Raw genomic sequence first — 22271 nt, 5'->3', positions numbered from 1 at the left:
CCCGCTTCCCCGTTCGAGTGCCGCACATCTCGATTCCCCCTCATTGGTGGACGTCATTGCCGCTTGCTGCGGCACGACCGGACAGTAGGCACGCATCGTTTTAATTCCTTGTCCCTCCGCTTTCGTTCGCCGGAGCTCATGAAATCAGGACGATAACGAGGGAACAACGAGAGCCACTATCTTCGTCCGTAGATTCGTCACATGGATCACGAACGGGGGCGCCCAATGGAATTCCGAGTACTCGGACCGGTCGAGGTGCGCGACCACGGACGCAGAGCGCCGCTCTCCGGCACCAAGCTGCACACCGTGCTCGCAGCGCTCCTGCTGGCACGCGGCGAGGTCGTCTCCGACGACCGGCTCAGCCGCCTGCTCTGGGGATGGGCCCCGCCGGCCACCGCGAATGCCCAGTTGTACACCTATGTTTCGCGGCTGCGGAAAATACTCGGTGACGGCGTGATCATCGACCGCAGGCCCCCGGGATATGTCATGTCCATCGGTAATTCCACCCTCGACCTGACAGAATTCGAAGAATTTGATTGCAAAGGGCGGGAGGCTCTGTCAGCGGGCGACTTCGAAAATGCGCGCGACCTTCTCAGGAACGCACTGGCGCGATGGAAGGGTGCCCCGCTCGCCAACACCACGGACCATCTCTACGACGCCGAGGCGCCCTGCCTGGCCGAGGCCCGTGCGGCAACCCTCGAACATCGGATCGCGGCTGACCTCGCGCTCGGCCGGCATGAGCAGATCACCGTCGAACTCACCGGGCTGGTGGCGGAGTTCCCGTTGCGCGAGCGCATCCGCAGCCAGTTGATGACCGCCCTGTGCCGGTGCGGGCGGCAGGCCGACGCGATCCACCTGTACCACCACGGCCGAGAGGTACTGGCCGAGGAGCTCGGTGTGGACCCCGGCGAGGAACTGCAGGCCACCTACCAGTCCCTGCTCGACGGCTCGCTCGTGCACCTTCCCCAGGCGCGGACCACGGCACGCGCGGTACCGCACCCGGCCGAGCCCACCCCTCACGACACCCACGGTGCTCCCGCGACGCTGCCCCCGGACACGGTGGACTTCACCGGCCGGCAGCGCGAACTGGACATGCTGTACCGGGCGCTCGCCCCGGACGCAGCCACGGCCGACCGTCCGCGACGTGTGCTCGTCACCGGCATGGCCGGGGTCGGCAAGACCACGCTGGCCGTGCACGCCGCGCACCGCTGCAAGCAGCACTTCCCCGACGGGCAGTTGTACGCCGACCTGCGGGCACCGGACGGCACCGCGCGGCCCGCGGGCCGGGTGCTGCTGCATCTGCTGCGGGCCCTCGGCCGGCCCGTGGACGCGGACGCCGCCGACGACCCGGACGAACTGGTCCGTCTCTACAGGGAGCGGACCGCGGGCAGGAGCCTGCTCATCCTGCTGGACAACGCCGAGAGCGCGGCCCAGCTCGGCCCCCTGCTGCCCAACACCCCCGAACCGGCGGTCCTCGTCACCGGTCGCACCGCGCTGCCCACCGTGGCCGGGGCGCACACCGTGGCCCTGGACCCCCTCGCGGACGGGCCGGCGCTGGAGCTGCTGGCCGCCGCCGCAGGCCCCGACCGGATCGCCGCGGCCCCCGGTGCGGCGGCCGTCATCGTCGAGCACTGCGCAGGGCTGCCGCTGGCCCTGCGGATCGCCGGCACCCGGATCGCCGCCCGGCCGCACTATGCGCCGGACCGGTTCGCCCGGCGACTGGCCGATCCGACCACCCGGCTGCGCGAACTGCACTACGGCGACCTCGATCTGCACAGCGCGCTGTTGCCGTCCTGGCGGTCGCTGGATCCTGCGGCGCGCCGGGCGTTCCCGGCACTGGCCTCTCTGGGGTCCGAGCCGTTCGCCGCAGTGCGGGCGGCGGTGCTGCTCGGGCTGCCCGAGCAGGACGCGGAGCTTGTGCTGGAAGCCATGGCGGACGCGGTCCTGCTGGAGGTCAGCGGAGCCGACGAGTGGGGCCGGCCCTGCTATCTGTTCCACCCCCTGGTGCGGCTGTTCGCCCTCTCACTGCCGGACGCATCGCTGCCGGACGCCTCGCTCGCGCAGGCATCGCTCGCGCAGGCATCGCTGCCCGACGCATCGCTGACGGACGGCCACGAGAGCGCGCTGCGGAAGGCGGGTCCCGCGGAGCGTAACCGGTGGCTAACCAGTCGGCCCTAGCGTCGCCCTGCCCGGCAGCACGACCCCGCCCCCCGTCGTCCCAGCCCGTCCCGCCTACTGAATTCCGTTATCTGCGAGTGGAGTTGGACCATGACCGAGCTCTTGCACGGCCGCGCCGACAGCGCTGCCCCCTTCCCCATGACCGAGACACAACAGGCACTGATGATCGGGCGGGGCGAGGGTGTCGAGCTGGGCAGCATCGGCTGCTACGGATACTTCGAGTGGGAGCGAGCCGATCTGGACCCGGAGCGGTTCGCGACCGCCTGGCGCCGGGTGGTCGCCCGCCACGACATGCTGCGCGCGGTCGGCCGCAGTGACGGCACCCAGCAGGTGTTCGAGGAACCGCCTTCGTACGACATACCGGTGGTGGACCTGCGCGGACTGGAGGCGGCGGACGCGGACCGGCGGCTCGACGCCCTGCGGGCCGAGATGAGCCACCAGGTGTTCCCGGTGGGCAGCTGGCCGCTGTTCGACCTGCGGATCATCCGCCTTCCCGGTGAGCAGAACCTCAGCCGCATCCATCTGGGCATCGACCTCCAGGTGCTGGATGCGTCCAGCGCCTTCCAGGTGCTCTTCCCCGACCTGATCGACCTGTACGAGAACCCGGACGGCGAACTGCCGGAGCCGGGCATCACGTTCGCCGAGTACGCACGCTGGCGTGCCGACGCCATGCCCCACACGGAGACCTTCCGCGCGGCCCGGGACTACTGGCTGGAACGAGTGCCGAAGCTCCCGCCCGCGCCGTCGCTGCCGACCGGAGCCGCCCGCGACGGCGAGGTCCGCTTCGAACGGCACGAACACCGGCTCTCCCCCACCGACTGGCAGCGGTTCCGGCAGGTCGCCGAGGGGGCGGAACTGACCCCGTCCGTGCTGCTCACCGCCGCGTTCGCCGAGGTGATGCGCTGCTGGGCCCAGGAGACGGACTTCACCCTCAACTACCCGGTCTTCCAACGGCCCCGGGTGCACAAGGACATCGGCGGCGTACTCGGCGACTTCACCAACGCCGTGATGCTCGAGGCGGACAGCTCCGGCGCGACCTTCCTGGACCGTGCGCACGCCCTGCGCGACCAGTTGCACCGGGACCTGGAGCACGGCTCGTTCAACGGCGTGCGGGTGCTTCGCGAGCTGACCCGGCTGCACGGCATGGGTGCCCAGGCCGGCATGCCGGTCGTGGTCACCAGCCTGCTCGACTACCCCGTCCGTCGCCCGGTCACCGACCTCGGACGGGAGGTCTACTCGATCTCGCAGACCCCGCAGGTCTCCCTGGACGTCCAGCTGCGCGAACTCGACGGCGAACTGCGGATCATCTGGGACTACGTCGACGGGGCGTTCGCACCCGGCTTCACCGAGGCCGCGTTCGGCGTGTACGTCGACCTGCTGCGGCGGCTCACCGACGAACCGGACGCCCTGCGCACCGAGCGGTTCGACCTGATCCCCCCGGCCGAGCGCGAGCTGCGTCGCCGGATCAACGACACGGCGGGTCAGATCCCCTACACCACCCTGCACGAACTGTTCGCCGAGCAGGTGGCGCGCACCCCCGACGCGGAGGCCGTCGTCGACGCGAAGCGCCGGCTGACGTACGCCGAACTCGCCGCGTACGCCTGGCGGATCGGCCACCGGCTGCGACAGCACGGCGCGAAGCCCGGCGAGCTGGTCGCCGTCGTGATGGAGAAGGGATGGGAGCAGTACGCGGCGGTCTACGGCATCCTCGCCTCCGGAGCCGCCTACCTCCCGCTCGACGCGTCCGTGCCCCCGGAAAGGCTGCGCCGGCTGCTCGCCGACGCCGGGGTGGACAAGATCCTGACGCAGTCCTCGCTGGAGACCCGGATCGCGTGGCCGCCGAACGCCCAGCGCTACCGGGTGGACGAGGACTTCGAGGTCGGCAACGCCACGCGGCCCGACGTCGCCCAGACCCCCGCCGACCTGGCGTACACCATCTTCACCTCGGGTTCGACCGGTGAGCCCAAGGGCGTCATGGTCGACCACATCGGTGTGGTCAACCTGATCCGCGATGTCGCCGAACGGTTCGCCGTCGACGCCGCCGACCGGTTGCTGGCCGTCTCCGGACTGCACTTCGACGCCTCGATCTACGACGTGTTCGGGGTGCTGACACAGGGCGGCACGGTCGTGATCCCGCCGCCCTTCGAGCATGCGCAGCCGGACGTCTGGGCCGAGCTGGTGGCGGCGGAGCGGGTCACGCTCTGGAACTCCGTCCCCGTGCTGATGGAGCTCCTCGTCGGCGAGGCGGAGGTACGCGAACGGCGGGGCGGCGGGCGGCCACTGGAGTCCCTGCGGCTGTCGGTCCTGTCCGGCGACTGGATCCCGCTAACGCTGCCGGACCGGCTGCGCGCGCAGAGCCCGCGGATCCAGGTCGTGGGCTCGGGCGGCCCGACGGAGACGATCTGCTGGTCGCTCTTCCAGCCGATCGGCGAGATCGACCCGTCGTGGACGAGCATCCCGTACGGCACGCCCATCACCAACCAGCGCTACTACATCGTCGACGGCAGCGCCCACGAGCGTCCGCTCGGCGTGGTCGGCGAGATGGCCGTGGCCAGCGACGTGGGCCTGGCACTCGGCTACTGGGGGGACGAGGAGCGCACCCGCAGCCGGTTCGTCCACCTGCCCGAGACCGGCGAACGGGCCTATCTGACCGGGGACCTGGGCCGCTACCTCCCCGACGGCAGCATCGAGATCCTGGGCCGGGACGACTTCCAGGTGAAGGTCCAGGGCCACCGCATCGAGCTGGGCGAGATCGAGGCCGCGCTGCGTCAGGACGACCACGTCGACGCGGCCGTGGTGGTCGCCCCGGCCAGCTCCCACGGAGTGCGGCGCCTGCACGCCTACGTCGTCGCCGGGCAGGGCGGCTCTGGCGAGCAGATCCTGGCGCGGCTTACCGAGCAGCTCCCGACGTACATGGTGCCGTCGGCGATCACTCTGCTGGACGAGCTGCCGCTCACCCGTAACGGCAAGGTGGACCGGCTGCAGCTGGCACGGACCGCGGGGGCGCAGCAGCCCGCCGAGGACCCGGCCGCGGCGAACGGCGGCACCGAGCCGCGCGACGCGCTGGAGCTGGTGCTCTGCGCGGCGATCGGCGACATCCTCGGCCTCGACCAGGTGGGTCCCGGCGACAACTTCTTCAAGCTGGGCGGGGATTCGCTCAGCGGCACCCGGCTGGCCGGGCTGCTCCAGGAGCTGCTGGGGGTGCCCGTACCGGTCAAGACCGTCTTCCAGACGCCGGGCATCGCCGATCTCGCGGGGAAGATCGCCGCCGACGAGGAGTACGGCGCCGGGGCGGTGGCGGCCGCGGAGGCCCTGAGCGACATGTCCCCGGACGACATCGACGGCGGGGACGCCACGGCCGCCGGCCCGGACCTGACGGACAGCTCCAGCAACTCCAGGAGGGGACAGTCATGACGTTCACCCTGCCCGCGCCGCTCGACGCGCCGGCCGAGGACCGCACCCGGGTCCCCGCCGGCCACCGGCCGGACGGCCCCGACCTCGTCACCTTCGCCGGCCGGGCGGCCGCCAGGCTCCGGCAGACCGACGCCGCGCTGTACGACCTGCTGAACCGGGAGTCGGCACGCCAGAACAACACCCTGATGATGGTCGCCGCCTCCAGCGTCGCCGACCCGTCGGTGCTCGCCTGCGGCGGCAGCGCGCTCGGGAACCTCACCGCCGAGGGCTATCCGGGCGGCAGGTACCACGCGGGCTGCGGGGTGGCCGACGAGATCGAGCAGCTGGCGATCGAGCGGGCCTGCGCGGCGTTCGGCGCCCAGGACGCGATCGTCCAGCCGCACTCCGGGTCGTCCGCCAACCTCGCGGTGCTCACCGCGCTGCTCAGCCCTGGTGACACGCTGCTCGGCCTGGACCTCGACTGCGGCGGTCATCTCACCCATGGCTCCCCCGCCTCGGTCAGCGGCCGCTACTACAGGGCGAAGGGCTACCGGGTCACACCGGAAGGGCTGCTGGACTACGACCAGATCCGTGAACTGGCCCTCGAACACCGGCCCAAGCTGATCGTGTGCGGTGCGAGCGCCTATCCGCGCAGCATCGACTTCGCCCGCTTCCGGGAGATCGCGGACGAGGCCAACGCCTACCTTCTCGCCGACATCTCGCACATCGCGGGACTGGTGGCGGCAGGGCTGCACCCCAGCCCCATCGACCACGCGCACATCACCACCACGAGCACCTACAAGCAGTTGTACGGCCCGCGCGGCGGGCTCATCCTGCTCGGCCGCGACGCCCGCAAGGCCGGTCCGGAGCGCGGCACGCTCGCCGCGACCATGCGCCGGGCCGTGTTCCCCTTCACCCAGGGCACTCCGGACCTGGCGTCGATAGCGGCGAAGGCGCGAGCACTGGACTTCGTGGCGGGCCCCGACTTCGCCGAGCTGGCCAAACGGCTCGCCGACGGCGCCCAGGCCATCGCCGAACGGCTCTCGGAGCGCGGCATGCGCCTGGTCACCGGCGGCACCGACACCCACATGGTGCTCATCGACCTGCGCGGCACCGGACTGACGGGCGACGTCGCCGAAGAGGCCCTGGAGTCCTGCGGCATCGTCGTCAACCGCAACCGGGTCCCCGGCGACACCACACCCGTGCGCACCACCGGCGGCCTGCGGCTGGGCAGCAACACGCTGGCCGCCCGCGGGATGGACCGGGCCGCGACCACCGCCTGCGCGGACCTCGTCGCCGATGTGCTCGACGCGCTGCGGGCAGGCTCCGGGGTGCTCCCCGAAGCGGTGCGCTCCGCGGCGCGCGCCCGGGTCACCGAGCTGTGCACCCGCCACCCCCTGCCGGGGTATCTGTCGTGACCTTCAGCGGCTTTCCGCCCTCGGCGCTGCGCCTGTACGAGGACCTCGCGGACGACAACACCAAGGAGGCGTGGCGACTGCGCCATCGCGAGGTGTACGAGCGTGACGTGCGGGCGCCGATGGACGAGCTGGCCGCCGAACTGTCCGTGCACTTCGCCGAGGTCGCCGGTCCGGACGGGGTGCATGTGCTCGGCCCCGTCCGGGACACCCGGATGTCCCACGACAAGTCCCCGTACAAGACCTACCAGGGCGGCTATCTCGACGTGCTGCCCTGTCTGGGCTTCTGGGTCCATCTGGACCGCGACGGGCTGTACGCCTCCGGGCGCTACTACCCGTACGGGGGCGACGAGGTCGCCCGTTACCGCGCCGCCGTCCAGGACGAGGACGGCGGAGCGGAACTGGCCGCGATCGCCGCCGGGTTGGAGTCGGCGGGCTTCACGATCGGCGGCGACCGGCTCAAGTCCCGCCCGCGCGGTGTGCCGGCGGACCATCCGCGGCTCGACCTGCTGCGGCACCGCAAGATCGACGCCGGACGCCGACTCGGCCCGGGCCCGGAGCTGCGTTCCGCCCGCGCCGCGGAGTTCGTCCGGGAGACCTGGCAGCTGGCGCGGCCGCTGCTGGACTGGGCCGCTGCCCGAGGGCTCACGCCGAAGCCCAGGAACCCCGCGACCGAGGGAGCTGACGTCACGTCATGACCATCGAGACCATTGATCTGCGCAGCGACACCGTCACCCGGCCGACGCCCGGCATGCGCAGGGCGATGGCGACCGCGGAGGTCGGCGACGACCTGTTCGGGGAGGACCCGACCGTGCGTGAGCTGGAGGAGCGGGTGGCCGGCCTGTTCGGCTTCACCGGCGCCCTGTTCGTCCCGTCGGGTGTGATGGCCAACCAGATTGCGCTGCGGCTGCTCGTCGCACCGGGACAGGAGGTCGTCTGCGACGCCGAAGCGCACATCCTGGCCCACGAGGAGGGCTCACCCGCACGGTACGGCGGGATCCAGACGCGGACCGTGTCCGGTGAACGGGGCCTGGTCGACCCGGGGTTGCTGGCCGGGATCGTGCGTCCGGGCAACGCGTACACCATCGGCACCAGAGCGGTGGCGCTCGAACAGACCCACACCAGGGCGGGCGGGACCGTGTACCCGCTCGAAACCCTGCGCGCGGTACGCAGGCTGACCGCGAGGTCCGGGATCGCCGTGCACATCGACGGCGCGCGGATCTGGAACGCGCACGCGGCGACGGGCACGCCCCTGGCCGAGTACGGCGCACCCGTCGCGGACACGCTCGCCGTGTGCCTGTCGAAGGGGCTGGGCGCGCCGGTGGGGTCCGTTCTGCTGACGTCGGCCGAACTCCTCGCGCTGGCACGGTCGTTGCGGCATGGTCTGGGGGGTGGCATGCGGCAGTCGGGGATTCTCGCGGCCGCCGGACTGCACGCCCTGGACAACCATCTGGAGCGGGTTGCCGAGGACCACGCCAATGCGGCGCTGCTCGCGGCGGGGCTGCGGGAGGCGGGGTTCGCGGTGCGGCCCCAGGAGACCAACATCGTTCTCGTCGAGACGCCCGGCGCCGAGGATGTCGTGGCACGGGCGGCGCGGGAAGGAGTACTGGTGACCGCGCCGGGGCCGGGAGTGGTCCGGCTGGTCACCCATCTGGACGTCGGACGACAGGCGTGTCGTCGTGCCGTGGAGGTGCTGGTGGCGGTGATGAGTGACGGCCGCCCCGGGACGGGGACCACGGCAGGGCGACACATGCAGGAACGGAAAGAGAGCGAAGTAGCGGTATGAGTTTGGAAGTTCTGCCGGCGACCGCCGAGCGATGGGCCGATCTGCAGGCGGTGCTGCAGCCCAAGAAGAGTGCGCACACATGCTGGTGCATGGCCTGGCGGCTGACCACCGGCGACTACGGGCGGATGACCGCCGACCAGCGGGGCGAGCACATGCGCTCCCTCGTCGAGGCGGCCGATCCGCCGCCCGGGGTGCTGGGTTACCTCGACGGCGAGGTGGCCGGCTGGTGCAACGTCGCACCGCGCAAGCACCTGGACCGGCTCACCTCGTCGAAGACGATCCCCGCCGTCGACGATGCCCCGGTGTGGTCGGTGACCTGCTTCGTCGTCCGCAAGGACTTCCGCGGCAAGGGTGTCGCGTCGGGTCTGCTGGAGGGTGCGGTGGAGCACGCCAGGGCCAACGGGGCTCCGGCGGTGGAGGGTTATCCGGTGGACCCCGAGGGGGGCCGGGTGAACCCCACGCTCGCGTACGTCGGCACGATGGAGATGTTCGAGCGGTCCGGCTTCCGCCGGGTGCGCAGGACCGAGGCCAAGAGCGACAAGCGGTACCGCTGGGTGATGCGCCGCGACCTGGACTGACCGGTCTGCGCACGGCGGAACGGTGAAGGGGCTTCCGCCCGGCGGAAGCCCCTTCGCCGCGTCCGGCAGCCGGCCCGGTCAGGGCATGTGCGCCGCGAGGTCCCACAGGTGCGTGGGCCGGCCGCAGCGCAGCGCCTCCCAGGCCGCCCGCCGGTAGCACCCGGCGACCAGCCCGTCCCGCACCAGCCCCGACGCTCCGTGCAGATGGACCGCCTCGCGCGTCACGTCCAGGGCGGTCTCGGCGGTCAGCGCGATGAGCCCGGCGGCCTCCCCCGGAGTGAGCCGGTCCTGGTCGAGGTCCTTCGCCGCGTCCCCGACCGCCCAGCGGACCGCGTCGAGCCGGGCCAGCAGCCCGGCGACCCGCAGCCGCGGCCCCTGGTGCTTGACCAGCGCCTGACCGAACTGCTGCCGCCCCCTGATCCGGGACACCACGGCGGTCAGCGCCGCCGCGGTGATACCGGCGAGCAGCGATGCCTGGTGCACGGCCGCCCGCAGCCCCACCCGGGCCAGTGCCTGTTCGGCGGCGACCCCGCGCAGCAGCACGTCATCGGCACGGACCCGGACCTCGTCGAAGGCCGCCCTGGCGACCGATCCGCCGCCGTGGTCGCGCAGCGGTCGCACCTCGACCCCGTCCGTGGGCAGTTCCACGAGGGCGACGCACGGTCCGTCGGGCCCGGAGGCCAGGACCAGCAGCGAGCCGGCCCCGACGCCTGCCGTGAACGGCCCTCCGGTGCCGGTCAGGACGATGCCGCCGCTGTCTCCGTCGGGCTTCCAGGTGACGCCGGGCGGGACCGTGCCGCTCGGGTCGGGCAGCCTTCCCGGTACGGCCAGGGGGTGTTCACCTGCCCGCACCCGGTCCAGGATTCCGTCCATCCGCTCCGGGGCGAGCGGGCCGAGGCCGGCCAGCAGGTCGAGGGCGAGCATGGTGTCGACCAGCGGGACCGACTCCATCGCGTTGCCGCCCTCCTCGCAGACCATCGCGATGACGGCCTGGCCGAGGTCCAGTCCGTCCTTGTCGATGGGCAGGGCGAACTCCCAGGCGCCGATCTGGGTCAGTGCCACCCAGGCGCATTCGGAGCTCGTGGAGTCGACCTCCAGGGCCTGGCGGACGGTCAGGCGGAGCTGTCGGAAGAGGGGTTCCTCCTCCTGCCGCTCCCGCCATTTGTCCACTGGTGCCCTGCCGCCCGTCTCCTGGTCCGTCACTGTCGTGCCTGTCACGGCCGTACCTCCGCCCCTGAGTCGAGACGCAGCCGGGCCAGCGTCTCCAGCATCATTTCGGCGGTGCCGCCGGATATCCGCATCCCGGGGGCTTCACGCATCGCCGAGTCCAATGGGTGTGGCACCCCGTCGACCTCGGGGTCGTCGAGGGTCATGCTGTGGTCGCCGTCGAGCTGGGCGGCCCACCACGCGACCTCCGCGGCAAGCTCGGTGGTGTACCACTTGGCCGCGGCGGCCTCGTCCTCGTTGAGCTCGCCCCGGTCCAGCCGGGTCAGCACGCGGCGTACGAGTGTGCCCGCGGCGAGCAGCCGGGCGTTGAGCTTGGCCAGGCCGATCTGGTCGTGCTGGCCGGCGTCCAGCCGGTCGGTGTGGGCTTCGAGCCGTTCGACGGCGGCGCGGTACCAGCGCAGGGCCTTGACGTAGTAGTCGAGTCCGGTGCGTTCGAAGGCGAGGGTCTTGACGACGATGGCCCAGCCCTGTCCGATCCCGCCGACCACGTCGTCGGCGGTGACGGCGACGCCGTCGAGGGTGACCTCGTGGAAGGCGTCGTCGCCGATGCCGGGGATGGCTCTGATCGTGACGCCCTGCTGGGCGAGCGGGACGAGGAACAGGCTGAACGCGTCGTTCTCGCCTCGCGCCAGGCACAGTCCGTAGTCGGCCAGTCCCGCGAACAGCGAGTGCACCTTGGTGCCGTACAGCTTGTAGCCACCGTTCCCGTCGGAAACGGCGCGGGTGGACAGGATGTTGAGGTCGGAGCCGGCCTGCGGCTCACTGAAGAGCACGCAGCCGAAGGCGGTCCCGTCGGCGAATCCCGGCAGGTGCCGGGCCTTCATCTCCGGGCTCGCGACATTGAGCAGGGTGGAGCCGACGATCTGCACGGTGAGGGTGTGCAGCAAGTCGGGCACGTCGTGCATGGCCAGTTCCTCGACGAGCACGGCGGCGGCGACCTGGCTGACACCCCGGCCGCCGTACTCCTCGGGCCACTGCGGTGCGAGCAGACCTGCTTCGCCGAGTGCACGGTGGACGGGACGGGGATCACGGGTGCGCCGCGCGGCGGCGACCGGTGCGGACACGAGGACGTCATGGATCTCCTCGCGGAGGGCGCGCATCGGCGTACGGGGCACGCCGTTGCCGGAACGGACGAGGCCGCAGTCGGCGGGTGCCCGGTAGAACTCGGTGGTGAGCAACGGATACTCCCAGGGGCTAACGGGTGGTGAACCCAGGGGCGGTGGTGATGCCGGGGGCCGCGGGCGATGCGACGGCCTGCCTCAGGACGTCCTCGATACCGGTGAGCAGCGCGGTCACGTCCTCGGGTGTGGCGGCGCGACGGTTGAACTCGGCTGTGCCGCCGATCTCGCCGTCGCGTTCGACGAGGCCGATGCAGGCGAGCGTGGCGGCCGGGTCGGGGCTGTAGAGCTCCAGATGGCGCGCGGGGGGGCCGGGCAGCTGGCTCACCTCGATTCCGGGGAGGCCGAAGGGCACGGCCGGGTAGTTGTGGAGGGCGAACAGGACGCTGTACGGCTGGGTCCCGCCGGTGAAGAGTTCGTCGACCGGGAGCCGCTGGTGGCTCAGCGCGTCGGCGACCGAGGCGCGGGTGCGGTGCAGCAGCTGGGCGAAGGACGGATTCCCGGCCAGGTCGATCCTGATCGGGACGACGGTCGTGAACTGTCCGACCGCGCCTTCCAGTTGTGTGGCGAAGCGGCCCGCCGCCGGGGTGCCGACGACGACGTCGGTGCTCCCGTCGCGGCGGGCCAGTACCACCGCGAGCGCCGCGAGCAGCGTCATGAAGGGGGTCGCTCCCTCGGCGGCGCCGAGGGCCGTCCCGGCTTCGACCGGGCTGCCGGGTCCCCGGTCCAGCCGCACCGGCAGATGCGCCCGCTCGAACCCGCCGGGGGCGCGGGGCGCCGGTGCGATGCCGGCGAACGCGGCCCGCCGGCGGTCCAGTTCGGCGATGCCGTCCGGTGACGCGAGCCAGCGCCGCTGCCAGTCCGCGTAGTCGGCGAACTGCAGCTCCGGAGGGGTGAGGCTCTCCGCGCCGTCCCGGTATCCGGCCGCCAGATCGGTGAGGAACACCCCGGACGACCAGCCGTCGAAGACCGCCAGGTGCGAGGCGAGGATGAGCACGTGCTCGTCGGGGCCGAGGGTCAGCAGCCGGAACCCGCTCGTGCGGCCGCTCTCCAGCGACAGCACCGTCTCGGCACTCTCCACGATCTGGCGCCGTACGGCCTCCTCCCGCGCCCCGGGTGCGTGGCCCGTGAGGTCCGTCCGGGTGAGCCGCAGGCACGGCTCGTCGTCCACGGTCAGCTGGGGCCGGCCACCGTCCGGAGAGTCGGCGATCCTTGCGCGGAGCGCCTCGTGCCGGGCGAGGACGCCGGTGAGTGCGTCCCGCAGCCGGCCGGGGTCGAGGCGTCCGGTGAGCCGCACGGCGTGCGACCCGGTGCCGGTGCCCGGGCGGATGTGTTCGCGCCGCCGCAGCCTGGCCTGCAGGCCGGTGGCCGGGACCGGCCCCGCGCCGGAGCGCGGGGCCGGTCGGGCGGGGACGGGGCGACGGGCGGCGAGGAGCATCCGGGCCAGTTCGCGTTTGGATTCCGGGAGCGCGGCGAGCGCCCGGTCGACCCCTGCCTCGGGAGCGGTCATCACGGACCGTCCGGGTTCTGCAGGGAGCTGAGCAGCGCGGCCGCCTCGTCGTCGCTCATGTTCTCGATCTGGTCGAAGACCGCCAGCAGCCGGTCCTGTTCGCCGGCCGCCTCGGCCTGCGCCGAGCGGACGAGGTCGGCGAGCCCGGCGACGGTCGGCCGGCCGAAGAAGTCGGCGAGAGCGATGTCGATGCCGAACACGGCGCGGACCCGGGACACCACGATGGTGGCCTGAAGGGAGCTGCCGCCGAGTGCGAAGAAGTCGCCTTCGACGTCGGGGTTCGACCACTCCAGCAGCGGGGTGAGGATGTCCCGGCAGATCTGCTCCTCGATCGCGTCGCGCGGCGCGGTCCCTCCCGCGGCGGCCTGCTCGGCGGGCAGCGGAAGGGCCGAGGTGTCGATCTTGCCGTGCGGGGTGAGGGGCAGTTCGTCCAGGACGACGACGACCGGGACCATGTAGCCGGGGAGCCGGGCCGCGGCGTACGCGCGCAGCACTTCGGAGTCGGCCACCTCGGAGGCGTACGCGCCGACCTGCTCGACGGTGACGTACGCGGCGAGCATCTTCTCGCCGCCGGCGGCGGGCTGGGCGAGGGCGACGGCCTGCTGGACGGCGGGATGGCCGATGAGGACGGCCTCGACCTCGCCCGGCTCGATGCGGTGGCCGCGCAGCTTCAGCTGGCGGTCGGTGCGGCCGAGGAACTCCAGGTTGCCGCCGGGCAGCCAGCGCACCAGGTCGCCGGTGCGGTAGAGGCGTTCGGTCTCCGGTCCGTCCGCGTAGGGGTTGGTGACGAAGCGTTCGGCGGTCAGTTCGGGCCTGCCGAGGTAGCCGCGGGCGATGCCCGGGCCGGCGACGCACAGTTCGGCGGGCACACCGGGCGGCACCGGGCGCATCCGGTCGTCGAGGACGAACGCCTGGTGGCCGGGCATGGGGCGGCCGATGGGCGGGTTGCGGTCGTAGCTGCCGGTGCAGTCCATGAGGGTGACGGCGACGGTGGCCTCGGTGGGGCCGTAGCCGTTGACGAACCGCCGCTCCCCCGCGGTCCATTCGGCGACGAGCTTGCCGGGGAACGCCTCACCGCCGACGGACACCAGTCGCAGCGCGGGCAGTTGGGCCTGGTCGAGCAGCGGCAGCAGCGCGGGCGGCAGCTCCGCCACGGTCACCCCGTCCTGGCGCATCCGGGCCTGGAGGAGGGCCGGGTCGCGGCGCTCGTCGTCGGTGGCGACGACGAGTTCGCCGCCCGCGAGCAGGGTCGTGAAGACCTCGAAGACCGAGACGTCGAACGTGAGCGGCGCGAACTGGAGCACGCGGTCGCCGGTGCCGATCTCGTACGCCTTGGCGATGGTGCGGGAGAAGTGGGTGACCGAGCGGTGCTCGATCATCACCCCCTTGGGGGTGCCGCTGCTGCCCGAGGTGTAGAGCACGTAGGCGAGGTCGGCGGGCACCGACTCCGGTCCCAGGGACGGCACTTCCCGCACGGGCGCGGTGGTGCCCGCCGTGACGAGTTCCAGCGGTACGGGCAGTTCGGCGGCATCGTCGTCGACCAGGGCGTGCCGGACCTTGGCGTCGGCGAGCACGGTCCGGGTGCGCTCGGCGGGTGCGGCCGGGTCCACGGGCACGTAGTGCGCGCCGGCCTTGAGGATGCCGAGCAGGCCCGCGACGGCCGCGGGGCCGCGCCCGAGGCAGATGGCGACGGGGTCGCCGCGCCGTACGCCCCGGTCGCGCAGGCGGTGGGCGATGGCCTCCGACCAGCGGTCCAGGGCCGCGTAGTCCAGCGTGGTGGTGCCGTGGCGGACGGCGACGGCGTCGGGGTGGATGGTGGCGCGCTCGCGGAACGCGCGGTCGAGGGTGGTGGTCCAGGCGGACTCGTCGACGGGGCCGCCGCGGGAGAGTTCGCGGGCGTGCCGGGAGGCGGCCGGCTCCTCGACCAGGCTGAGCTCGCCGATCCGCAGGTCGGGGTCGGCGGCGACCTGCTCGATGACGCGGCGGAAGGCGGTCAGCAGTGCGGAGGCGGTGCCGTGGCGGTAGAGGGAGGTGTTGTACTCCAGCGACAGCTCCAGGCCGTCGTTCTCTCCGACGAGGAAGCTCATGTCGAACTTGGCCGCCCCGTCGTGCAGTTGCTCGACGGCGAGCCCGACTCCGGCGGCCTCGGCGGTCTGCGTGCCCCAGCGGCCGAGCGAGGTGAACTCGATCTGGAACAGCGGGTGCCGCAGCGGGTCGCGGACGGGGCGGACGGCGTCGACGACCTGCTCGAACGGCAGCTCGCTGTTGGTGAAGGCGTCCATCACGGTGCCCGCCGTGCGGGAGACCAGCTCACGGAAGGTGAGATCGTCGCCGACCTCCGTGCGCAGAGTGATCATCTGGACGAAGCAGCCGATGACCCGTTCCAGGTCCGGGTGCGGCCGGGAGGCGCTCGCCGTGCCGACGACGACGTCCTCGGTGTGCGTCCAGTGCCGCAGCAGCGCGTTGAAGGCCGCCAGGAGCGTGGTGAAGACGGTGGTGTCCGAGCCTTCGGCGACCGCGTTCAGCCGGTCCAGCAGCTCCTGCTCCAGGGTGAGCGACAGCCCGCGGCCGTCACCGCGCGTCTCGGGGCTGCGCGGGTGGTCGGGCATGACCTCGGTGGCCTCGGCACCCGCGAGCAGCTGACGCCACTTGTCGGCCAGCGCCCGGCGGTGCTCGGCGTTGTCCAGCTTGGCGCGCTGCCACACGGCGAAGTCCGCGTACTCGACCGGCAGTTCACCGGCCTCGGGCCGCCTGCCCTGGGCGGCGGCGGTGTAGCAGGAGGTGAGTTCCTCGGTGAAGATGCGGGTGGAGCCGGGGTCCCAGACGACGTGGTGGACCACCCAGAGCAGCAGGTGACGGTCGCCGGCGAGGCGCACCAGGTGGGCCCGTACGGGCGGGGCGGCGGCCAGGTCGAACGGCGCCGCCGCACAGGAGGCGGTGAGCTCGGCGAGTTCGCCGTCGGGGTCGTCGCTGCCGCTGAGGTCGGTCGTCTGCACACCGAGGACGAAGCCGGGGACGGGCTCCTGCCAGGGCACGCCGTCGACCTCGACGAGCTTGCTGTGCAGCACCTGGTGGCGCGCGACGACCGCGTTGAGCGCCTCGTGGAGGGCGGACCGGTCGAGGGGGCCGTCGAGGCGTATCGCCAGGGCGATGTTGTTACGGGCCTTGCCCGCTCCGAGCCGGTCGATGAACCACATCTGTTCCTGCTGGAAGGACGCGCGGGAACGCGGTCCGTGGTCGCCGCGCTTGAGTTCGTTGCGGTGACCGACACCTGCGGTCATCTGGTTGCGCATCCGGCCCAGCAACCGGGAGCGCTGTCCCTGGGGCAGCCGGCCGAGCCGTTCGGCGAGGTCAGACATGGGTTCCTCCGTTGCGGTGCAGGTCGGCCAGCAGTGCGGCGAGCCGGTCGGGCAGATGCTTGGCGAAGTAGTGACGGCCACCGGGGATCACGGCGAGCCGCAGATCGCGGGCGTACCGGCCCCAGGCGCGGTGGCCCTGCTCGTAGCCCTCGGTCGCGTCGTCGGCGTCGCCGATGATGCAGGTGAGCGGGGTGTCGAGCGGTCGTTCGTAGCCGTCGGGTGTGCGGGCGAAGAAGCGGGCGGCCTCGGTCATGTCGTGCCGGACCATCCGGAGCACGGCCGTCAGGTCGCTGTCGTCGAGGACGCCGTCGAAACCGTCCATGGTGGTGAGGTAGGAGACGAGGTCGTCGTCGGTGGACACCCGTTCCATCTCCAGCGCGTACTCGGGGTCGTCCTCGGGGAGGGCGGCGGCGAGGTGGAGGGCGACCGGCCGCAGTCCGTCGCGTTCCAGGACGCGGGTGGTCTCCAGGGCGGTGACGACCCCGGCGCAGTGGCCGTAGACGGCGAACGGTCCCTGCACGGTGCGGGCGATCTCGCGGGCGGCGAGTTCGGCGAACTCCGCGACGGGGAGCATCGGCCCGGGGCTGAGCGGGTCGTGTCCCGGCGGGGACACCGCCAGCAGTTCGATGTGCGGCGGAAGCTGGGCGGCCAGCGGCTGGTAGGCGATGGCGTCGCCGCCGCCGTGCGGGAAGCACACGAGGGTGAGCGCGGCGGGGCCGGCGGCGGGCTGCGCGGACAGCCGGTGCAGCAGCCGGTGCGGGGCGGCACCGTCGACGGTCTGCCCGCCGAGTTCGGCCACGCGCGCGGCGAGGCCGGCCGGGGTCGGGTTGCTGAACAGGTCGACCACGCGCAGACCGCTCGCCGCCGGGATGGCCTCGGCGACGGCCCGCACCGCGCGGACGGCGGCGAAGGAGTCGCCGCCGAGGGCGAAGAAGTCGTCGTCGGGGCCGACGGCCTGAAGGTCCAGGACCTCGGCCCAGACCGCTGCGACGCGCAGGGCTGCGGGGTCGCCGTCCGTGGGAGCGACGGTCGTGGGGGCGGCGGGAGCGGTCCGTCCGGTCCGCGGCTCCGGCAGCGCCCTGCGGTCGACCTTGCCGTTGGGGCTGAGCGGAAGCCGGTCCAGGATCACGAGTTCGGCCGGCACGCAGTGCGGCGGGAGCACGGCCGCGAGCGCGACGCGCAGCTCGGCCGTGTCCGGGGCGGTGCCGTCCTCGGGGACGACGTAGCCGATCAGCCGGGCCGAGCCCGCGGCCTGGCGGGCGACGACGACGGCCTCGCGGACCTCGGGCTGCTCGCGCAGGGCGCTCTCGACCTCGCCGGGCTCGATGCGCAGACCGTTGAGCTTGATGCGGAAGTCGGTACGGCCGAGGAGTTCGACGGTGCCGTCCGGCCGGTAGCGGGCCAGATCGCCGGTGCGGTAGAGCCGTTCGGTCCGGCCCGGTTCGAGCTCCACGTGGACGAACTTCTCGGCGGTCAGCTCCGGCCTGTTGAGGTAGCCGCGGGCCAGTCCGACCCCGCCGAGGTGCAGTTCGCCGGGTACGCCCACGGGAACGAGCCGGTCGGCCGGATCGAGGATGTAGGCGCGCTGGTTGGCCATGGGCCGGCCGTACGGGAGTTTCGTCCAGCCGGGTTCCACCCGGCCGACCCGGAACTCCACGGAGTGGATGGACGCCTCGGTCGCGCCGCCGAGCGCGGCGAAGGACAGTCCGGGCGCGAAGGCGCGCAGCCGGTCCGGCTGGGTGACGGGGATCCAGTCGCCGCCGAGGAACGCGGTGCGCAGCCGGGGCAGCTCGGGTCCGCCCGCGTGCTCCAGCTGGTCCAGGAGGAGGCCGAGCAGGGCGGGGGCGGAGTTCCACACCGTCACGCCGTGACGTTCGATCAGGTCGGCCCAGTGGGCGGGGTCCTTGGCGGCGGCCGGGTCGGGCAGGACGAGCGTGCCGCCGGCGGCCAGCATGCCGAGCGTCTCGTACACGCTCATGTCGAAGCTCGGGGAGGACAGCGCGAGGACCGCGTCGCCGGGACCGATGCCGTAGGAACGGTTGAGGTCGAGCAGGTTGTTGACCACACCGCGGTGCTCCAGCGCAATGCCCTTGGGCGTGCCTGTGGAGCCCGAGGTGAAGATGATGTACGCGAGGTCGCGGGCGGTGACGGGCACCGTCGGGCGGGTCGCGGGCAGGGTGTCCAGCAGCGGCCGGTCGGTGTCGAGCAGGACCCGGGTGGTGTCGGGGCCCAGGGGCAGCCGGCCGATCAGCTCCGAGTCGGAGACGACGATCGGCGGGGCCGCGTCGCGCAGCAGCATCCCCAGGCGTTCCGCGGGGTACTCGGGGTCGAGGGGGACATAGGCGGCTCCGGCCTTGAGGACGGCGAGGATCGCGGTGACGAGGCCCGGTCCGCGGCGCAGGCACAGCGCGACGGTCCGGTCGGGTCCCGCGCCCGCCTCGACCAGGTGGTGGGCGAGGCGGTTGGCCCGCTGCTCCAGTTCGCGGTAGGTGACCGTCCAGCCGCCGAGTCCGCCGCAGACGACGGCCGGGGCGTCGGGGCGCCGGTCGGCGTGCTCCTCGAACAGGTGGTGGAGGCAGGCGTCCTGGGGGAAGGGGGCGCGGGTCGCGTTCCAGTCGTCCAGGGCCGCGCGGCGCTCGGCGCCGGTGAGCAGCGGCAGGGCGGAGATCGGGGCGTCGGGCACGGCGACGGCGGCTTCCAGGGTGGTGAGGAAGTGGCCGAGCAGCCGGTCGACGGTCGACGCGTCGAAGAGGTCCGTCGGGTATTCCACGAGGGCGCGGACGGCGCTGCCGGTGTCGTGGACGCTGATCATGAGGTCGTACTTGGTGGCGCGGGAGGAGAAGTCGACGGGTTCGGTGTCGAGTCCGGCGAGGCCGGGCGCGGTGTCCGGCGTCTCGTCCAGCAGGAACATGACCGAGGTCAGCGGCGGGCGGCTGGGGTCCCGTGGCAGCCCGAGCGCGTCGACGATCAGGTCGAAGGGGAGCTCCTGGTGCGCGTACGCCTGGAGGGTGGTGTGGCGGGTGCCGCGGACGAGTTCGGCGAAGCCCGGGTCGCCGCCCGTTCTGATGCGCAGCGGCAGGGTGTTGACGAAGAAGCCGACCAGGTCGCCGAAGGCGGGGTGGTCACGGCCGGAGACCGAGGTACCGACGACGATGTCCTCCTGGCCGGTCCAGCGGCGCAGGGTGGCGGCGAAGCCGGCCAGCATCGTCATGTAGAGCGTGGCGCCCTCCGACTTGCCGAACTCCCGCAGCCGCGCGATGAGTCGCGGCGGCAGGTCGATGTAGCGGGAGGCTCCTGCGTGGCCGAAGACGGGCGGTCGCGGGCGGTCGGTGGGCAGATCCACCGGGCCGGAGCCGTCCAGCTCCTCGCGCCAGAAGGCGGTGAGCTTCTCCAGGCGTTCGCCGCTGATGCGACGCCGCTGCCAGGCGGCGAAGTCGGCGTACTGGAGGGCGAGGTCCGTCAGCGGCTCGGCGGCAGCTCCGACACGCGCCGCGTACGCGCGCTCGAGCTCGGTGTAGAGCAGCCTCATGGACCAGCCGTCGGTGACGATGTGGTGCAGGTTGAGGACCAGGACGTGGTCGTCGGCGGCGATGCGGGCGAGCGAGGCGCGCAGGGGTACGGCGCCCGCGAGGTCGAAGGGCGCGGAGGCGTCAGCGTCGTAGAACGCCCGGACGGCGGCCTCGTCCGGCAGTTCGGTCACCGGCAGCGGCAGCCGGAAGCCGTCGATCACACGGGGCTCGGCCTCGGCGGCGCCGGGGACGTCGCGGTAGACGGTGCGCAGGACCTCGTGGCGGTCCACGACCTCCTGCAGTGCGCCGTGCAGGGCCGCCACGTCGAGGGGGCCGCGGATGCGGGTGGCGACCGGGACGTTGTAGGCGGGACTGCCGGGCTGGAGCTGGTCGATGAACCACAGGCGGCGCTGGGCGAAGGAGAGCACGGGCGCCTCGGAGGGATCCCGTGGTGCCGGTTCGGGGTCCTCCCGTACGGCGGCGCGCCCTCCGCCCCGGCCCGCGAGAGCCTGGAACAGCGCCCTGCGGTGCTTCGGCAGTGCGGCTATGCGTTCGGCGAGGGACTCGCTCACCTTGTGCCTCCGTGCGTCTGAGGTCGGGGGTTGCGGGTGGGGGGCGGGGCGCCCCGGTCATCCGGACCGGGACCCGCGGGCGGGGGCTGTGCCCCCGGTCGTACGGGCCGGCACCCGCGGGCGGGAGCCGGCCATCGGTGGATCGGGCCGAACCCGCGGCGGCCGACCGGCGGTGAGGAAGTGGCCCCTGCGTGCGGGGCGGGTGCCGAACGGCGGCGGCACCCGCTCCGACGCGTACGGCTCGCGCCCGGACAGGGCCTAGGCGCCGACCTTGGCGTCCGCCGTGGACTGGGCCACGGGTTCGGCCGGCTCGGCGTCGTCGGCGCCCTCCGCCGGTGCGTCGCCGCCCGGCATCTCCTTGATGGCGGCGACAGGGCCGCCGAGCAGCGTCAGACCGCCGACGATGGTGATCGCTCCGGCGACCGCCAGGGCCGCGGTGAGGCCGAAGGCCTCGCCCAGTGCGCCACCGGCGAAGTAGCCGAGGGACAGGGCGCCGTAGACCGCCGACAGGGCGGCACCGCTGACGCGGCCCATCTGCTCGTTCGGGGTGACACCCTGGACCAGGCTCAGCACGTGGATGTCGAACATCGGGGACACGAAGCCGATGACGGCCTGGACCACGATCAGCCCGACGAATCCGGCGACCGCGCCGCCCGTCGGCACCAGGATGTAGCCGGCACCGAGCACGACCGCGGTCAGGACCAGCGTGCGGCCGACCGTGAGCATCTTGGTGACCTGCTCGGACAGCACCGCACCGACGATGACGAAGACCGACATCACGGCGAACGCCGCGCCGACCTGGCCGGGGCTGAGGTCGAGAACCTTGTACGCGTACACGATCAGCAGCGCGTCGCCCATCGCGGCACCGAGGTTGACCACGACGTTGGCGGTGAACAGCCCGCGCAGGACGGGGTTGCCGAAGAGGGTCTTCAGACCCTCCTTCATCTCCGCCTTGGCGGACGCCTTGGTCTCCTCCACCCGGGCACGGGTGTCACGGTGCCTGATGAGCAGCAGGGCCACCAGCGAGACGAGGAAGGTGAACGCATCCGCCGTGATCGCACGGGCCGCGCCGAGCAGCTGGATCAGCGCGCCACCGGCGCCGGCGCCGACGGCCTCGGCGACGCTGCGGCTGATCTGGAGCTTGGTGTTGCCCTCGACGAGGTTCTCGGTGCCGATCAGCTGCGGCAGCCACGACTGGTACGAGACCTCGAAGAAGGTGGTGAGGACACCGGTGAGGGCGGCCGCGATGTAGATGTGCGCCATGGTGACCGAGTCGAACGCGAAGGCCACCGGGATCGAACCCAGGGCCGCGAAGCGGCCCAGGTCGGCCACGATCATGACCGTGCGGCGCGAGACTCTGTCCGCGACCAGGCCGGCGATCGGGGCCAGGAGCAGGAAGGGGAGGAACCGCAGCGCGCCGAGCACGCCGACCTCGAAGGCTCCCCCGTCGAGAAAGACGACCGCGAGGGTCGGTAGCGCGAGCAGAGAGATCTTGTCGCCGAAGTTGCTGACGGTCTGCCCGAACCACAGGCGATTGAAATCGGAATGCCGACCGAGTGCCATGTCGACGCCCTTTTCTGGTTGGGGACGGAATTGTCGGACGGCACCGAACGTATGGAGGGCGGG

Annotated in this window: 12 protein-coding genes; 6 read left to right on the top strand and 6 right to left on the bottom strand. The window is 72.5% G+C overall.

Annotation, left to right across the window (positions count from 1 at the left end):
• Positions 1–225: 225 nt before the first annotated feature.
• The 6 genes from AC067Z_RS08505 (at position 226) to AC067Z_RS08480 (ending at position 9350) form a co-directional block, all read left to right on the top strand.
• A complete protein-coding gene (locus AC067Z_RS08505; protein ID WP_478788706.1) occupies positions 226–2178 on the top strand; it encodes an AfsR/SARP family transcriptional regulator in 1953 nt (650 codons plus the stop codon).
• A 90-nt stretch (positions 2179–2268) separates the two neighbouring features.
• The gene (locus tag AC067Z_RS08500; protein ID WP_478788705.1) at positions 2269–5592 is read left to right on the top strand and encodes a non-ribosomal peptide synthetase; all 3324 of its coding nucleotides are present in this window, start codon (positions 2269–2271) and stop codon (positions 5590–5592) included.
• Positions 5589–6989 (top strand): serine hydroxymethyltransferase, encoded by a 1401-nt coding sequence (locus tag AC067Z_RS08495; RefSeq protein ID WP_478788704.1) that lies wholly within the window; start codon positions 5589–5591, stop codon positions 6987–6989. The genes AC067Z_RS08500 and AC067Z_RS08495 overlap by 4 nt, the downstream gene beginning before the upstream one ends.
• Complete coding sequence (locus tag AC067Z_RS08490; RefSeq protein ID WP_478788703.1) at positions 6986–7684, top strand: DUF2461 domain-containing protein; 699 nt, start codon at positions 6986–6988, stop codon at positions 7682–7684. Before AC067Z_RS08495 ends, AC067Z_RS08490 begins: the two co-directional genes overlap by 4 nt.
• Complete coding sequence (locus AC067Z_RS08485; RefSeq protein WP_478788702.1) at positions 7681–8772, top strand: threonine aldolase family protein; 1092 nt, start codon at positions 7681–7683, stop codon at positions 8770–8772. The genes AC067Z_RS08490 and AC067Z_RS08485 overlap by 4 nt, the downstream gene beginning before the upstream one ends.
• Positions 8769–9350, top strand: coding sequence for a GNAT family N-acetyltransferase (locus tag AC067Z_RS08480; RefSeq protein WP_478788701.1), 582 nt, complete (start codon positions 8769–8771; stop codon positions 9348–9350). Before AC067Z_RS08485 ends, AC067Z_RS08480 begins: the two co-directional genes overlap by 4 nt.
• Before the next feature lie 78 nt (positions 9351–9428).
• Here AC067Z_RS08480 and AC067Z_RS08475 read toward each other — a convergent pair whose 3' ends face one another.
• The 6 genes from AC067Z_RS08475 to AC067Z_RS08450 all read right to left on the bottom strand — a co-directional run bounded on the left by AC067Z_RS08475 (position 9429) and on the right by AC067Z_RS08450 (position 22208).
• Positions 9429–10568 carry an acyl-CoA dehydrogenase family protein gene (locus AC067Z_RS08475; RefSeq protein WP_478788700.1) on the bottom strand — a complete coding sequence of 380 codons (1140 nt, stop codon included), beginning with the start codon at positions 10566–10568 and terminating at the stop codon, positions 9429–9431.
• Positions 10565–11755, bottom strand: coding sequence for an acyl-CoA dehydrogenase family protein (locus tag AC067Z_RS08470; protein WP_478788699.1), 1191 nt, complete (start codon positions 11753–11755; stop codon positions 10565–10567). The genes AC067Z_RS08475 and AC067Z_RS08470 overlap by 4 nt, the downstream gene beginning before the upstream one ends.
• Before the next feature lie 16 nt (positions 11756–11771).
• Complete coding sequence (locus AC067Z_RS08465) at positions 11772–13205, bottom strand: condensation domain-containing protein (RefSeq protein WP_478788698.1); 1434 nt, start codon at positions 13203–13205, stop codon at positions 11772–11774.
• On the bottom strand, positions 13205–16564 hold the full coding sequence (locus AC067Z_RS08460) for a non-ribosomal peptide synthetase (protein ID WP_478788697.1): 3360 nt from the start codon (positions 16562–16564) through the stop codon (positions 13205–13207). The genes AC067Z_RS08465 and AC067Z_RS08460 overlap by 1 nt, the downstream gene beginning before the upstream one ends.
• Positions 16557–20645 carry a non-ribosomal peptide synthetase gene (locus AC067Z_RS08455; RefSeq protein WP_478788696.1) on the bottom strand — a complete coding sequence of 1363 codons (4089 nt, stop codon included), beginning with the start codon at positions 20643–20645 and terminating at the stop codon, positions 16557–16559. Before AC067Z_RS08455 ends, AC067Z_RS08460 begins: the two co-directional genes overlap by 8 nt.
• 258 nt (positions 20646–20903) lie before the next feature.
• Positions 20904–22208: an MFS transporter gene (locus AC067Z_RS08450; RefSeq protein ID WP_478788695.1), complete on the bottom strand. Its 1305-nt coding sequence runs from the start codon at positions 22206–22208 to the stop codon at positions 20904–20906.
• Between the last annotated feature and the right edge of the window lie 63 nt (positions 22209–22271).

The sequence above is a fragment of the Streptomyces sp. NPDC043812 genome, from assembly GCF_056436245.1.
The sequence above is the reverse complement of the archived record's forward strand: the minus strand, read 5'-3'. Positions and strand labels throughout refer to the sequence as shown.

Bases quoted from the DNA above. Each gene is read 5' to 3' on its own strand.
- AC067Z_RS08465 (WP_478788698.1), bottom strand. From the start codon at position 13,205: ATGACCGCTCCCGAGGCAGGGGTCGACCGGGCGCTCGCCGCGCTCCCG.
- AC067Z_RS08500 (WP_478788705.1), top strand. From the start codon at position 2,269: ATGACCGAGCTCTTGCACGGCCGCGCCGACAGCGCTGCCCCCTTCCCC.
- AC067Z_RS08485 (WP_478788702.1), top strand. From the start codon at position 7,681: ATGACCATCGAGACCATTGATCTGCGCAGCGACACCGTCACCCGGCCG.
- AC067Z_RS08505 (WP_478788706.1), top strand. From the start codon at position 226: ATGGAATTCCGAGTACTCGGACCGGTCGAGGTGCGCGACCACGGACGC.
- AC067Z_RS08460 (WP_478788697.1), bottom strand. From the start codon at position 16,564: ATGTCTGACCTCGCCGAACGGCTCGGCCGGCTGCCCCAGGGACAGCGC.
- AC067Z_RS08480 (WP_478788701.1), top strand. From the start codon at position 8,769: ATGAGTTTGGAAGTTCTGCCGGCGACCGCCGAGCGATGGGCCGATCTG.
- AC067Z_RS08450 (WP_478788695.1), bottom strand. From the start codon at position 22,208: ATGGCACTCGGTCGGCATTCCGATTTCAATCGCCTGTGGTTCGGGCAG.
- AC067Z_RS08495 (WP_478788704.1), top strand. From the start codon at position 5,589: ATGACGTTCACCCTGCCCGCGCCGCTCGACGCGCCGGCCGAGGACCGC.